Source organism: Cellulomonas sp. PhB150, from assembly GCF_003755175.1.
Lineage (GTDB): Bacteria > Actinomycetota > Actinomycetes > Actinomycetales > Cellulomonadaceae > Cellulomonas.
Map to the genome: position 1 here is coordinate 347329 of NZ_RKHX01000004.1, position 14020 is coordinate 361348.

At 70.9% G+C, this 14020-nt stretch carries 11 protein-coding genes and 1 riboswitch; of the genes, 4 read left to right on the forward strand and 7 right to left on the reverse strand.

The window, feature by feature from the left end:
• The first annotated feature begins 7 nt into the window (after positions 1 to 7).
• A complete protein-coding gene (locus tag EDF34_RS14700) occupies positions 8 to 811 on the forward strand; it encodes a CPBP family intramembrane glutamic endopeptidase (protein WP_233575406.1) in 804 nt (267 codons plus the stop codon).
• Positions 812 to 896: 85 nt separating this feature from the next.
• Complete coding sequence (locus EDF34_RS14705; RefSeq protein WP_148076650.1) at positions 897 to 2324, forward strand: DUF222 domain-containing protein; 1428 nt, start codon at positions 897 to 899, stop codon at positions 2322 to 2324.
• A 107-nt stretch (positions 2325 to 2431) separates the two neighbouring features.
• Here EDF34_RS14705 and EDF34_RS14710 read toward each other — a convergent pair whose 3' ends face one another.
• The gene (locus tag EDF34_RS14710; protein ID WP_123372241.1) at positions 2432 to 3025 is read right to left on the reverse strand and encodes an HdeD family acid-resistance protein; all 594 of its coding nucleotides are present in this window, start codon (positions 3023 to 3025) and stop codon (positions 2432 to 2434) included.
• A gap of 170 nt (positions 3026 to 3195) precedes the next feature.
• Here EDF34_RS14710 and EDF34_RS14715 point away from each other — a divergent pair, with 170 nt between their 5' ends.
• Positions 3196 to 5793: a flippase-like domain-containing protein gene (locus EDF34_RS14715; protein ID WP_123372242.1), complete on the forward strand. Its 2598-nt coding sequence runs from the start codon at positions 3196 to 3198 to the stop codon at positions 5791 to 5793.
• A gap of 63 nt (positions 5794 to 5856) precedes the next feature.
• On the opposite strand, the gene EDF34_RS14720 is transcribed toward EDF34_RS14715, so the two are convergent.
• The 4 genes from EDF34_RS14720 to EDF34_RS14730 all read right to left on the reverse strand — a co-directional run bounded on the left by EDF34_RS14720 (position 5857) and on the right by EDF34_RS14730 (position 7814).
• Complete coding sequence (locus tag EDF34_RS14720; RefSeq protein WP_123372243.1) at positions 5857 to 6234, reverse strand: SHOCT domain-containing protein; 378 nt, start codon at positions 6232 to 6234, stop codon at positions 5857 to 5859.
• A 195-nt stretch (positions 6235 to 6429) separates the two neighbouring features.
• Complete coding sequence (locus EDF34_RS17555; protein ID WP_158615097.1) at positions 6430 to 6570, reverse strand: hypothetical protein; 141 nt, start codon at positions 6568 to 6570, stop codon at positions 6430 to 6432.
• 17 nt (positions 6571 to 6587) lie between these two features.
• Positions 6588 to 6662, reverse strand: a riboswitch (cyclic di-GMP riboswitch).
• A 343-nt stretch (positions 6663 to 7005) separates the two neighbouring features.
• On the reverse strand, positions 7006 to 7176 hold the full coding sequence (locus tag EDF34_RS14725; RefSeq protein WP_123372244.1) for a CsbD family protein: 171 nt from the start codon (positions 7174 to 7176) through the stop codon (positions 7006 to 7008).
• A gap of 68 nt (positions 7177 to 7244) precedes the next feature.
• Positions 7245 to 7814 carry a 1-acyl-sn-glycerol-3-phosphate acyltransferase gene (locus EDF34_RS14730; protein WP_199737911.1) on the reverse strand — a complete coding sequence of 190 codons (570 nt, stop codon included), beginning with the start codon at positions 7812 to 7814 and terminating at the stop codon, positions 7245 to 7247.
• Positions 7815 to 8120: 306 nt separating this feature from the next.
• On the opposite strand from EDF34_RS14730, the gene EDF34_RS14735 reads away from it, so the two are divergent.
• Positions 8121 to 12221 (forward strand): CARDB domain-containing protein, encoded by a 4101-nt coding sequence (locus EDF34_RS14735; protein WP_123372245.1) that lies wholly within the window; start codon positions 8121 to 8123, stop codon positions 12219 to 12221.
• Positions 12222 to 12244: 23 nt separating this feature from the next.
• Here the strand turns inward: EDF34_RS14735 and EDF34_RS14740 are convergent, their stop codons facing one another.
• Complete coding sequence (locus EDF34_RS14740) at positions 12245 to 13093, reverse strand: NAD(P)-dependent oxidoreductase (RefSeq protein WP_123372396.1); 849 nt, start codon at positions 13091 to 13093, stop codon at positions 12245 to 12247.
• 17 nt (positions 13094 to 13110) lie between these two features.
• Positions 13111 to 13938 (reverse strand): hypothetical protein, encoded by an 828-nt coding sequence (locus tag EDF34_RS14745; protein ID WP_158615098.1) that lies wholly within the window; start codon positions 13936 to 13938, stop codon positions 13111 to 13113.
• Positions 13939 to 14020: the final 82 nt, after the last annotated feature.

Below are 14020 nucleotides of genomic sequence, written 5' to 3' on the forward strand. Positions count from 1 at the left end.
TGCGCGCGTGGCCGAGCAGCAGGTGGTTGAGAAGGTTCCGCAGCCCGACGAGCGGGCGGTGCGGCGACGGCTGACCGTCGAGATCTGGATCGTGCTCGGCCTGTCGCTGGGCCGGTCGGCCGTGTACGCGGTCGTCAACATCATCGACCGGCTCACCGCAGGGCCCGCGCTGGGCGACCAGACCACGACGCTCAACCCGACCCTGTCGCCGCGCCCCTGGCTCGACCTGACCTACCAGGGCCTTGCGATCGTCTTCGCGCTCATGCCGGTCGCCCTCGCGCTCTACCTGCTGTCCGCCAACGGGCGCTCCGCCACCCGACGCATCGGGCTGACGTTCGCGCGGCCCCTGCGAGACCTCGGCGTGGGCGTCGGCCTCGCGGCGCTCATCGGGCTGCCCGGACTCGGGCTCTACGCCGTCGCGCGCGCCATGGGCTTCGCGGTGCAGGTGCAGGCGTCCGCGCTCGACACCTACTGGTGGACCGTGCCGATGCTCATCCTGCTCGCGCTCAAGAACGCGCTGCTCGAGGAGGTCGTCGCGGTCGGCTACCTCATGGAGCGGCTGCGCGACCTCAAGTGGCGCGAGCCGTACATCGTCGTCGCGAGCGCCGCCCTGCGCGGGTCTTACCACCTGTACCAGGGGTGGGGGGCGCTGCTGGGCAACTTCGTGATGGGGCTCGTGTTCTCCGAGTACTACCGGCGCAAGCGGCGCGTGATGCCGCTCGTCATCGCGCACACCGTGATGGACACCGTGGTGTTCGTCGGGTACTCGTTGCTGCCGGCGCACGTGCGGGACTCGCTGCACCTGTCGTAGCCGGGTCGATTCCGGGCGGCCGGTCGGCCCCATCTCTCTGTGGACAAGTCTGGCGAGTCGAACGTGTGTTCGATAGACTGGCGGGGTGACGATCGCTCCCGTGGACCCCGCTGCTCGCGCTGACGCGCGGGCAGATGCAGGTGGGATCCAGCGGTTCCGCGCGATGCTCGAGCAGGTGGCCGGCCCGGCCATCGCGTCCCTCGAGTCCCCCGTAGCGGTCGATCTGATCGCCGCGCTGGAGGAGCTGAAGTCGACGGTGTGCGCCGCCCAGGCCGTGCTGTCCGTCGCGCTGGACACCGCGGAGCGGGACCGGCAGGCGGTCGCCGGGGTCCCCGCCCGGCGGCGCGGGCAGGGCGTGGCCGCGCAGGTCGGGCTCGCGCGGCGTGAGTCCCCGCACCGCGGATCGGTGCTGCTCGGCGCGGCGAAGGTGTGGACCGCCGAGATGCCGCACACCTTCGCGGCCCTGCGCGCCGGGCGGCTCTCGGAGTACCGGGCGATGATCCTGGTCGCCGAGACCGCCTGCCTCGAACGCGAGGACCGCGCCGAGGTCGACCGGCTGCTGTGCGCCGACCCCGCCACCCTCGACGGGGTCGGGACCCGGGCACTGGCCGCCCTGGCCCGTGGACATGCCGCCCGCCTGGACCCCTCCGCCGTCGTGCGCCGGGCACGGCGCGCGGAAGGCGAACGACGCGTGAGCATCCGCCCCGCCCCCGACACCATGTGCTACCTGTCCGCGCTGGTCCCGATGAAGCACGGCATCGCCGCGTTCGCCGCGCTCAAGACCGCTGCCGACCTGGCCCGCACGACCCAGGGCGGCGACCCGCGCGGGCACGGGCAGATCATGGCCGACACCCTCATCCAGCGCATCACCGGCCTGGCCGACCCCGACGACATCCCGGTGACCGTGAACCTGGTCCTGTCCGACACCACCCTGCTCGGCGCCGGGCACGACCCCGCCCACCTCGACACCCCCGGCACCAGCCCCGCACCCGTGCCCGCCCAGATCGCCCGCGAGCTCATCGCCGCCGGCCTCGACACCCACGCCGTGTGGCTGCGACGCCTCTACGCCGACCCCCACGGGCAGCTCGTCGCGATGAGCACCACACAACGCTTCCACCCCGACGGGCTGGCCACCTTCCTACGGCTACGCGACCAAGGCATCTGCCGCACCCCCTACTGCGGGGCACCCATCCGCCACATCGACCACATCACCCCCGCCGCCGCAGGCGGACCCACCGACGCCACCAACAGCCAAGGCCTGTGCGAAGCGTGCAACCACACCAAACAAGCCCCCGGCTGGACCCAGACCCTCACACCCGAGACCCACCAGCACACCGTCGTCACCACCACCCCCACCGGCCACAGGTACGCCTCCCACGCACCCCCACCATCCACACCCGCACCACAACCCTCACGAGACGAGCCCGAGACGGGCCGGCGCGTCGTGGACCTCGCCTTCGAACGGCTCCTGGCCACGCACGCACCGATCGAGTACGAGCGACGCGCCGCGTAGGAGCGCCCGCACCTGGTCGGGCGTGTGGTCCCGCACGAAAGACAGCCGCGCAGGTCCCCCGCGATGGGGGGAGCCTGCGCGGCTGTCGTGCGTTCAGGAACGAGCGGTCAGAGCTCGATGACCTTCGTGTCGCCCTCGATCTTGCCCGCGAGCGACCGGGCGGCGAATCCTCCGACGACCAGCACGACCCCCGAGACCAGCGCGAACAGGCCGACCAGCACCATGACCACGGTGAGCGAGGTCTGCGGGTTCGTCACGAGCAGCAGACCCACCAGGAGGCTGATCAGCCCGAACGTGAGCGGGAAGAACCACGTGGGGTTGTCGTGCTTGTGGGAGACGATCGACCCGATGATCCCGATGACGCCGAGCAGGATCACCCAGAACGCCACCATGTAGAACACGACGGCGACGGTCGCCTGCGGCCAGGCGAGCAGGACGACGCCGATCGCGATCGTGAGCAGCCCGCCGACGACGGGCCAGGCGATCCCCGTGTCCCGCTTGTCGAGGAACGCGCCGATGATCGACAGGACACCGTCGACGATGGTGAAGATCCCGACGATCCAGACGATGGCCGTCAGCGTGTCGAGCGGGTGGAACAGCATGAGCAGCCCGAGCACCAGCAGCACGGCGCCGCGCAGGACGGGCAGCCACCAGAAGCGGCGCAGCTGGGCCGCGACCTCGGTGGCGGTGGGGTCGGCCATGACATCTCCTCGTGGTCCCGGGCGACGCGCAGTCCTGTGCGACACGTCGTGCGAGTTCACGCTAGTGGTCCGGGTACCCCGTGAGCACGAAGGCGCGACCTGGTGGACGTGCTGCGACCCACACCGCCACCGCCGCACGTTCTCGCAGGGGCTTGCCTAGACTCGCCCCTATGTCCGCGAGGCCGACGCCTGACCGTCGCGCGGCCGCCGACGACGCGGCCGCAGCGATGCCGTCGACCGTGGACACGATCGTCGAGCCGCCGGCCGGCAAGGAACGGGCCGCCGCCGCGATCATCGTCGACGACAACCCCGAGACCCGAGTCCACCACCCGAGCGACCTCATCGGGACGGTCATCGGCGCGGTCGGCATCGTCGCCGTCATGGTCCTGGCCACCTACGCGCAGCACACCACCACCGGTGTCGCCGAGGACGTGCAGGGCTTCGCGAACCTGCTGCGCAAGATCCTCGTGGTCCCGGTCCAGGTGCTCGAGGGCGTGGTCACCCTCCTCGTCCCGATCGCCGTGCTGTCCGAGCTCGCGATCCGGCGCCTGGGGCGCCAGGTGCTCGACGCCCTCGGCGCCGCGGTGCTGGCCGTGGTCCTCAACGGCCTCGTCCTGTGGCTGGTCCACCACGTCGGCAGCGAGGAGCTGATCAGCGGCCTCTCGGTCCGGCTCAACGACCAGTGGACCGTCACGCTGCCCGGCTACGTGGCCATGCTCGCCGGCCTGCTCACGGTCTCCGGGCCTCGATCGCGCCGGCGCACGGTGACGTGGTCGTGGAACCTCATCTGGGTCGCGATCGGCGTCCTCCTGATCACGGCGCAGGTCTCGCTCCCCGGCCTGGCGATCTCGCTGATCGTCGGCCGCGTGGCGGGCCTGCTCGTGCGGTTCCTGTCCGGCGTCCGCTCGGAGCAGGCGTACGGCGAGGTGCTCGTCGCCGGCGTGCGGCGGGCCGGGTTCTCACCCCGCCGCCTACGCAGGATCCCCGAGGGCGACGGGCCCGACGTGGAGAAGTCGGTCGACCCCGATGCCGAGACCGCCCCGGTCCCCGTCGTCGGCCGGGTCACCGAGCCCGACCCGGACGCCGCCGCCCGTGCCTTGATCCGCTCCGCCGGCTACCGCGCGTACGAGCTGACCACCACGGACGACGAGAGCCTCGACCTCGTCGTCATCGACGGCGACCGCCAGGTCGTCGGCATGCTGGGCCGGCTGTGGCGGTCGCTGCGGCTGCGCGGCCTCGAGGGGCGCTCGGTCGTCAACCTGCGCCAGGCCACCGAGCGCGCGGCCCTGCTCACCTACGCGGTGCGTGCCGCCGGCGTCCGCACGCCGCAGCTGCTCGCGATCGCCGAGGCCGACGACTCGATGCTGCTGGTCCAGCGCCGCCCCGAGCACGCGGTCCCGCTCGCCGAGCTTGACCCGGCCGAGCTCACCGACGAGCTGCTCGCCGAGGTCTGGGCCCAGCTCTCCCTGGCCCACACGGCCGGTATCGCCCACCGCGCCCTGACCAGCGACACCGTCCTCGTCGCGACCATCGCGGGCACGCCCGTCGTGTGGCTCACCGGCTGGGAGCAGGGCTACGTCGCCTCGTCCGACCTCGCCCGGCGCATGGATGCGAGCCAGATGCTGGCTCTGCTCGCGCTGCGGGTCGGTGCCACCCGCGCACTCGACTCGGCGGCCGGCATCCTGTCCGACGACGACCTGTCGGCGATCGGCCCCCTGCTGCAGACCATCTCCCTGCCGCGCCAGACCCGCGACGAGATGCGCACGCACAAGCAGGTCCTCGCCGAGCTGCGGACCGCGCTCGTCGACCGCCTGCCCGAGGCCGACGTCGAGCCCCTCCAGCTCGTCCGGTTCGGCGCCCGCACGATCCTGACGATCGTCGTGCCGATCCTCGCGGTCCTGTTCATCGTCACGCAGATCAACATCGACGAGATCACCCAGGCGCTCGCCGAGAGCGACTGGCGCTGGAGCGTGCTGGCGTTCGGCCTCGGCCTGCTCACGCTGCTGGGAGCGGCACTGGCAGTCGTCGCCTTCTCGCCGGTCAAGATCCCCGTGTGGCGTGCCGTCCTCGTGCAGACCGCGGCGACCTTCGTCGCCCTCGCGGCCCCGGCGGGCCTCGGCCCGGCCGCGCTCAACCTGCGCATGCTCACCCGCCGAGGCGTCAGCGCCACGCTGGCCGGGGCGACGGTGGCGCTGGTGCAGGTGAGCCAGTTCGTCGTGACGCTCGGCCTGCTCCTCGTGCTCACGGTGGCGTCGGGGAACCAGGAGTCGGCACTCCCGATCTCGCCGGCGGTGCTGCTCATCATCGCGGCAGTTGCCGCGGTCGTCGCCGCGACCCTGCTCATCCCCGCGGTCCGGCAGTGGGTGCTGGCCAAGACGATGCCGACCCTGCGCCAGACGTGGCCGCGCCTGATCGCCGTGCTCGGCCAGCCGTGGCGCCTTGCGCTGGCGATCGGGAGCAACCTGCTCACCACGCTCGGCTACGTGCTCGCGTTCGACGCGTGCCTCGCGGCGTTCGGCCAGGACGCGACGCTCATCCAGGTCGCCATCGTCTACCTCGCCGGCAACACGGCCGGCTCGATGGTCCCGACCCCGGGCGGCATGGGCGCGATCGAGGCCGCCCTGGCCGCCTCGCTGACCGCCGTCACCGGCATCAACTTCGGCATCGCGACGTCCATCGCGATCCTCTTCCGCGTCGTCACCTACTGGCTCCGCATCCCGATCGGCTGGGTCGCGATGCGGGTCCTGCAGCGCAGCGGAGAGCTCTGAGAGAACGACGAGGCCCGGCCCCCGAGGGGGAGCCGGGCCTCGTCGTCGTCGCGGTCAGTCAGGTCAGGCGAGCGCCTTGGCCTTGAGCTGGGCGAACTCGGCGTCGTCGATCACGCCGGCATCCAGCAGCGCCTTGGCGTCGCTGATGTGCTCGGCGGGCGACTTGCCTGCCACCTCACGGATGTAGGAGTCCGTGTCCGCCTTCGCGGACTTGATGGCCTCGACCTGACGCTCGGCCATGCTGCCGCCGCGCGCGATCACGTACACGAGGGCGGTGAGGAACGGCACGATCACCAGGAAGACGATCCACACCGCCTTGGCCCAACCACCGAGCGTGCGGTCGCGGAACAGGTCCGTGAGGATCTGGAAGAGGATGACCAGGTAGGCGAAGAAGAGGAACCAATAGATCAGGAGCCCGAACCAGTCCCAAAAGCTGTCCATGCGGCCTTCTTCTCTCGAGATTGCGTGCCGCCCCGACTGGCGATCACGATCGGGTCGAGATTAGCCCAGGACGTCCTGTTCGGTCACGACACCCGCCGGGTTGTCTCGCGGGTCGGCGCGCGTCCTGACCTGCGTAGACGCAGCTCAGCCCCGCGGGCCCAAGGGCCGGCGGGGCTGAACGTGGCGATGCTGAGGTCAGGCTGCGACGTCCTCGCGCTGCGCGGGGATCTGGCTGACGGCGCGGAGCCGGGTGGCCATCGCCGACCAGGCTGCGGTGCGGCCGACCGGGAACGTGACGGTCTCGGTGGGCTCTGCGGGGTATCCGGTGGTGTCCATGACACGTGTCCTGTCTGTTCGGTAGCCCGGCTGACCCTGTAGGTCCCGTGGCTTTGCGTCCCCTCCTTGCAGAGGGTTTGCCGTTTCGCTGACAAGTGGGACATTAGCGGCTGACCACCTGGTTAGGAAAGATCCCTAACCGGGGCGTTTCGGACATTCGTCCATTTCACCCGTTCGGCTCACTCGCTCCGCGCACGTCGTCCGCTATCGAGGAGTGAGGCGGCATCGTCGCAGGTCAGGCGTACGAGTGTGGCCCCGATCACACGTTGGGCCGGACGTGGTGCGCGAGCAGCGGGTCACCACGCGGGACGACGAGGACCGACATCCGGACACGGGAGAGGGCCCTCCGCAAGCGGTAGGGCCCTCGTCCGTGTGGGGCGTGTGCGCCGGTCCTGCATCCCACCGTCCCGGCGCGCCCGTCGGTTCACTCCACGGTCAGCTGAATGCGTCCTTGACCTTCTCGCCCGCCTGCTTGAGGTCGGCCTTCGACTGGTCGGCCTTGCCCTCCGCCTCGAGGCGCTCGTCGTCGGTGGCCTTGCCGGCCCCCTCCTTGAGCTTGCCCTTGGCGTCTTCCGCTGCGTTCGAGATCTTGTCGCCGATACCCATGCTGTTGCCTCCGCTCTTTGCTACCCCTTGACGTTACGACGGGTGCGAGCGGCCCGCATCTTGAAGCGTCAGATCTCTTCGCGCAGGCGCGGCTCGGTGCGCCGCGCCGGCACGAAGCCGGACTTGTCGGCGTAGAAGGCGCGCACGACGTCCATGTCCGCGGGGATGTCGCCCGTCAGCCGGATCGTCGGCCCGAGGCCCGTCGTCATGGTCGCGCGGTCCACGTAGCCGAGGGTCACCGGCAGGTCCGTCGCGCGGGCGATGCGGTAGAAGCCCGACTTCCAGCCGTCGCCGCTGCGGGTGCCTTCGGGCGTCACGACGAGGTGGAACGCGCCGCCCTCGCGGATCCGCTCGGTGAGCTCGTCGACCAGGCCGGCCGGGTCGCGCCTGTCGACCGGGATGCCGCCGAGCGCGCGCATGAGCGGGCCGAACGGGCGCTTGAACAGCGTGTGCTTGCCGAGCCACCGGAAGCGCAGGTCGGCCTCGGCGCCGATCGCCAGCATCAGCACGAAGTCCCAGTTGGACGTGTGCGGGGCGCCGATCAGGATCCGCGGCTCGTCGCGCGAGACGCGCTCGGTCACCAGGGTCCAGCGGCTCAGCCGCCAGTAGGCGCGGGCAACGGTGCGACGCAGGCTCATCGGTGGAGGGTAGGCGATCGCGCGCGGCCCTCCTGACGAACCCTGCCCGTTTTTCACCCGTTCGTCTTGACTCTCCCGCTTCGGGTTCGTAGCCTCAGCATCCAGGGTTCGCAAGAACTCGACAGCCGGGCCGCACAAAGTTGTGCGGTGCTGGCAACAGATCGACGAGCGCCTCCGCACCCGGACGGGGATCACCCGGCCGTCGGCGTGTCAGCCCACCGCTAGGTCCATCGCAGCTCACCCGCAGGGCGCTCACTGACGCGCGCCCTGCCAGACCCGCCCCGTGCGGGAGATCGAGGACGACCCATGAGAAGGAATCTCCGCAGCGCCGTCGTCGCCACGGCGACCGTGGCGCTCGTCGTACCCCTGGGTGCGATCGCGAGCACGGGGGCCGACGCCGCCACCGTGAACCTCGCGGCCGGCAAGTCGACCACCGCCAGCAGCACCAACTCCCCCTACGCGTCGGGCAACGTCACCGACGGCAACCAGGGCACGTACTGGGAGTCGTCGAGCAACGCGTTCCCGCAGTGGGTGCAGGTCGACCTCGGCGCCGCCGCCACGGTCACCGACCTGGCGCTCGAGCTCCCCACCGGCTGGGGCGCCCGCAACCAGACGATCACCGTGCAGGGCTCCACCGACGGCGCGAGCTTCACGACGATCAAGGCACAGGCCTCCTACGCGTTCAACGGCTCGACCAACACCGTCAGCGTCGACGTCACCGACTCCTCCGTCCGCTTCGTGCGCGTGCAGTTCGCGGCCAACTCCGGCTGGCCCGCCGCGCAGCTCTCCGAGCTCGAGGTGCTGGGCGACAGCGGCCCGACGACGCCTCCGGTCACGCCGCCGACGGGCAGCAACCTCGCGCAGGGCCGTCCCGCCACCGCCTCGTCGAGCACCCAGACCTACGCCGCGGGCAACGCGGTGGACGGCAATGCCGCGACCTACTGGGAGGGCGCCGACGGCCAGTACCCGAGCACGCTGGCGGTGAACCTCGCCGCGACGAGCACCCTGAGCGGCGTCGTCGTCCGCGTCAACCCCGACTCCGCGTGGGGCAACCGCACGCAGACGTTCGAGGTGCAGGCGAGGACCGGCACGGGTGCGTGGTCGACGATCAAGGCATCGGCCGCCTACGCCTTCAGCCCGTCGAGCGGCAACCAGGTGACGATCCCCGTCACCGGCTCCGCGACGGACGTGCGCCTGCAGTTCACGGGCAACACCGGTGCAGGCAACGGCCAGGTCGCCGAGCTGCAGGTCTGGGGCACGACGAGCACCCAGCCGGCCAAGGCCGACCTCGTGGTCAGCTCCGTGGCCGCGACCCCCGGCAGCCCCTCCCCGACCGACGACGTCACCCTGTCGGCCGTCGTGCGCAACTCGGGCGACGGCGCCTCGACGGCCACGGCCCTCGCGTTCACCGTCGGCGGCCAGACCGTCGGCACCGTGAACGTCGGCGTCCTGGCCGCGGGTGCGCAGACCACGGTCACGACGAGCATCGGCACGCGCGCCGCGGGCACCTACACGATCGGCGCGACCGCCGACCCCGCCAACACCGTGGTCGAGCAGAACGAGTCCAACAACGCGGCGTCCGGCTCGTTCACGGTCACCAGCGGCCCGGTCCAGCCCCCGCAGGGGCAGAACCTCGCGCTCGGCCGGCCCGCCACGGCGTCGTCGACCGAGTTCACCTTCGTCGCGGGCAACGCCGTCGACGGCAGCCGGACCACCTACTGGGAGGGCGCGGGCGGTCAGTACCCGAGCACCCTGGCGGTCAACCTCGCGTCGGCCTCGAGCCTGAGCGGCGTCACGGTCAAGCTCAACCCGGATGCCGCCTGGGGTGCCCGGACGCAGACGTTCTCGGTCGAGGGCAGGACCGGCAGCGGCTCGTGGTCCACGCTCAAGGCGTCGGCCGCGTACTCGTTCGCGCCCGCGTCCGGCAACGCCGTCACCATCCCGCTGAGCGGCACGGCCAGCGACGTCCGGCTCGTCTTCACCGCGAACTCCGGATCGGGCAACGGCCAGGTCGCCGAGCTCGAGGTGGTCGGCACGCCGGCCGCCAACCCGGACCTCGTCGTCACCGCGGTCACCGCATCGCCGGCGGCCCCGGTCGAGTCGGACGCCGTCACGCTGTCCGCGACGGTCCGCAACTCCGGGACGCTGGCGTCGGCCGCGACGACCGTCCGTCTCACGGTCGACGGCGAGTCCGCCGGCACCGCGAACGTCGGCGCCCTCGCCGCCGGCGCCCAGGCCACGGTCTCGGCGAGCATCGGTGCCCGCGCCGCGGGCAGCTACACGATCGGCGCCACGGTCGACCCGGCCAACACGGTCGTCGAGCAGAACGAGGCCAACAACTCGTTCAGCAACCCGACCAAGCTCGCGGTCTCGGCCGTGCCCAGCTCGGACATCGTCCCGGCGGTCAGCTGGAACCCCAGCACCCCGTCGGCCGGTGCGACCGTCACGTTCACCGGTGCGATCACCAACGCGGGGAACGTCGCGACCTCCGGCGGCGCGCACGCGCTGACGGTCACGGTCAAGGACTCGTCGGGCGCCACGGTCAAGACGCTCACCGGCTCGGTCAGCGGCGCGGTCGCTCCCGGGGCCACGAGCGCTCAGGTCACGCTGGGCACCTGGACCGCGGCCAACGGCAACTACACGGTGACCTCCGTCGCCGCGTCGGACTCGACCGAGGTGGCCGGCAAGCAGGGCAACAACACCGCCACCGCGGGCATCTTCGTCGGCCGCGGCGCGAGCCTGCCGTTCGACTTCTACGAGGCCGAGGACGGCCGCACCGGCGGGGGCGCCACCGTGCTCGCCGCCAACCGCACGGTCGGCGACCTGGCCGGCGAGGCCTCCGGTCGTCGCGCGGTCACGCTGTCCGACAACGGCGCCTACGTCGAGTGGACGCTCAAGGCCAGCACGAACACCCTGGTCACCCGCTTCTCCATCCCGGACAACGCGGCCGGCACCGGCCAGAACGGCTCCATCGACATCTACGCCGGTGGCACGTTCCTCAAGCGGCTCGACCTGTCGTCGCGCTTCGCGTGGCTCTACGGCAACGAGACCAACCCGGGCAACACCCCGAGCGCGGGCGACCCCCGGCACATCTACGACGAGGCCAACATCCTGCTCGGCACGACCGTCCCGGCCGGCACCACCATCCGGCTGCAGAAGACGGCCAGCAACCCGCTGCCCGTCACGGTCGACTTCGTCAACACCGAGCAGGCCACCGCCAAGCCCAACCCGGACACGAGCGCGTACATCACGCCCACGGGCTTCACGCACCAGAACGTGCAGGACGCGCTCGACAAGTTCCGCCAGGACACCACCGGCAAGCTCAAGGGCGTCTACCTGCCCGCCGGCGACTACTCCACCGCGAGCAAGTTCCAGGTCTACGGCAAGGCGGTCGACATCATCGGCGCCGGCCCGTGGTTCACCCGGTTCTACGCGCCGAGCGGCCAGGAGAACACCGACATCGGCTTCCGCGCCGAGGCGTCGGCCAACGGGTCGAAGTTCCGCAGCTTCTCCTACTGGGGCAACTACACGTCGCGGATCGACGGCCCCGGCAAGGTGCTGGACTTCACCAACGTCGCGAACATGACGGTCGACGACCTGTGGGTCGAGCACATGATCTGCATGTTCTGGGCGAACAACATGGACAACAGCACGATCACCAACTCGCGCATCCGCAACACCTTCGCCGACGGCATCAACATGACCAACGGCAGCGCGAACAACCGGGTCGCCAACATCGAGGCCCGCGGCACCGGCGACGACTCGTTCGCCCTGTTCGCGGCCACCGACTCGGGCGGCCTGGGGCAGACCGGCAACGTCTACGAGAACCTCACCTCGCTGGTCACCTGGCGGGCAGCGGGCCTCGCGGTCTACGGCGGCTACGGCAACACGTTCCGCAACATCTACATCGCGGACACCCTGGTCTACTCGGGCATCACCATCAGCTCGCTGGACTTCGGGTACCCGATGGACGAGTTCGGCTCGGCGTCACCGACGTCGTTCCAGAACATCTCGATCGTCCGGGCGGGCGGGCACTTCTGGGGCAACCAGACGTTCCCGGCCATCTGGGTGTTCTCGGCGTCGAAGAAGTTCCAGGGCATCCGGGTCAGTGACGTCGACATCGTCGACCCCACGTACTCCGGGATCATGTTCCAGACGAACTACGTCGGCTCCACCCCGCAGAACCCGATCACCGACACGGTGTTCACCAACGTCTCGATCACGGGCGCCAAGAAGAGCGGCGACGCCTGGGACGCGAAGTCCGGGTTCGGCATCTGGGTCAACGAGCAGCCGGAGGCCGGTCAGGGTCCGGCGGTCGGCTCGGTGACGTTCCACAACCTGCGGTTGTCGAACAACTTCCAGGACATCAAGAACACGACGTCCACGTTCACGATCAACCGGGACTGACGCTGTGACAGGGCTGGGGCCCGCTAGCGCCAGGTGCGCTGCGGGTCCCAGCCCAGCAGGCGGCGCGCCTTCTCGATGCCCAGCAGGGTCTCGTTCCCGACGAGCGGGCGACGCACGGTGACGTCCGGGAAGTACTCGGCGACGAGCTCGGCCGACGACCGCTCCATGACGGTGTCCGGCGACGCGACGACGAACGCCTCGAAGCCGGTCAGGTCGCTCTCGAGCGCGAGCCGCGTGGCGACGGCACCGTCCCGCGCGTCGATGTAGCCCCACAGGTTCCAGATGCGCGAGCGCGGGTCGGCCTGGAACGAGGCGAACTCGGCGTAGTCGGCCTCGACCATGACGTTCGAGAACCGCAGGCCCACGTACTTGGCTGTCGGGTCCCACCGGGCGAAGTGGCGGGCCATCTCCTCCTCGACGGCCTTGCCGAGCGAGTACGTCGACTCCGGTCGGACCGTGTACTCCTCGTCGACCGGCACGTACGGCGGCGGCACGTCGAACGGGAGACCGAGCACGGTCTCCGACGACGCCCAGACGACGTTGCGGATGCCCGCCTGGCGCGCCGCGAGGAAGACGTGGTGCGTGCTGACCACGTTGTTGGCGAACGTCGCCCCGCTGGGCCGCAGCCCGGGAGCCGGGATCGCGGCGAGGTGCACCACCGCGTCGACACCCTGGTAGCGGTCGTCGATGCCGGTGAGCGCCTCGACGACCTGGCCGAGGTCCGTGAGGTCGACGCGCGTGAACGAGGCCGGCTGCCCGGGCGGCGGTGGGACGACGTCGACATTCACCACGTCGTACCCGTGCGCCGCGAGCTCCTCGACGACTGCTCGGCCCAGCTTGCCGCTTCCTCCGGTGACCACCACTCGACTCATGGTCGCCACGGTATGCGCTACACGTCGCCAGCGACCTCGGCGCGCGCGTCGTCGACCTTCCAGAGGCCGTCGAGAAGATGCAGCGTCAGGGTCAGTTCCTTGGTCGTGCCGACCAGGATGCACTCGTGCCCGGCGGCACCCCCGATCTCGTCGACGATCGGTGCGCAGGTGGCTAGCTCGTAGTCCTCGGCGTCCTCGAACGCGGCGGCGTACGCGGCCTCCCCCTCGGGCGTCGCGAGATCCTTGATGCTGTTCTGGGTGGCCATCGACGCCGTGAAGTCCTGCGTGGCCCGGACCACCTCGTCCGGCGTCCCCCACTCCTCGACGGGCATGCTCCACGCGGCGGCGACCGCCGCGGACGAGGGCTGCGAGAAGGCATCCATGCTCCCGACGCGCAGCCAGGTCATGTCATCGGTGCCGCACGTCACCCACGGGTGGTAGACGGGTGACTCGGGTTCGGCCGGCAGGCTGTCGCCGCGCTCGTAGACGGCCCCGTCCGAGGTCGTGAACGAGCTGCCCACGTCCTTGCCGGCCTTCGCGTCAGTCTGGGGTGTGAGCGAGTCCGCCGGGACGTCGCACACCCGGGCGATGACGGTGCGGTCGACGCACTCCCAGTCCGGGCTCGACGTCACGGGTCCGTCCGTGCCGTCGCTCTCGACGAACTTGCAGCCGGCGATCGTCGTGGTGCCGTCGGTCGGGAGGGTGGGGATCGTCTCCGTGCCGGTCGGCGTCGAGTTGGTGACCCCGTTGGTCGCGGCCGCCGACGTGGGTCCGGCGACGGTCGGGTCCTCGTCCGAGGTGCAGCCGCCGAGGATGCCCGTCGCAGCGAGGAGGAGTCCCGTCACTCCCACGAGCGCGCGGGATCGGCGGTCGACGAGTCGGATCATGCGTGGCCCCCAGAGGCGGTTCGGTGACGTCGGTCGGGCT

What these genes read in the sequence shown, in the direction of transcription:
- EDF34_RS14720 (WP_123372243.1), bottom strand. Translation starts at nt 6,234, where the DNA reads ATGGACAGCTTTTGGGACTGGTTCGGGCTCCTGATCTATTGGTTCCTC.
- EDF34_RS14715 (WP_123372242.1), top strand. Translation starts at nt 3,196, where the DNA reads ATGTCCGCGAGGCCGACGCCTGACCGTCGCGCGGCCGCCGACGACGCG.
- EDF34_RS14710 (WP_123372241.1), bottom strand. Translation starts at nt 3,025, where the DNA reads ATGGCCGACCCCACCGCCACCGAGGTCGCGGCCCAGCTGCGCCGCTTC.
- EDF34_RS14735 (WP_123372245.1), top strand. Translation starts at nt 8,121, where the DNA reads ATGAGAAGGAATCTCCGCAGCGCCGTCGTCGCCACGGCGACCGTGGCG.
- EDF34_RS14740 (WP_123372396.1), bottom strand. Translation starts at nt 13,093, where the DNA reads ATGAGTCGAGTGGTGGTCACCGGAGGAAGCGGCAAGCTGGGCCGAGCA.
- EDF34_RS17555 (WP_158615097.1), bottom strand. Translation starts at nt 6,570, where the DNA reads ATGGACACCACCGGATACCCCGCAGAGCCCACCGAGACCGTCACGTTC.
- EDF34_RS14725 (WP_123372244.1), bottom strand. Translation starts at nt 7,176, where the DNA reads ATGGGTATCGGCGACAAGATCTCGAACGCAGCGGAAGACGCCAAGGGC.
- EDF34_RS14730 (WP_199737911.1), bottom strand. Translation starts at nt 7,814, where the DNA reads ATGAGCCTGCGTCGCACCGTTGCCCGCGCCTACTGGCGGCTGAGCCGC.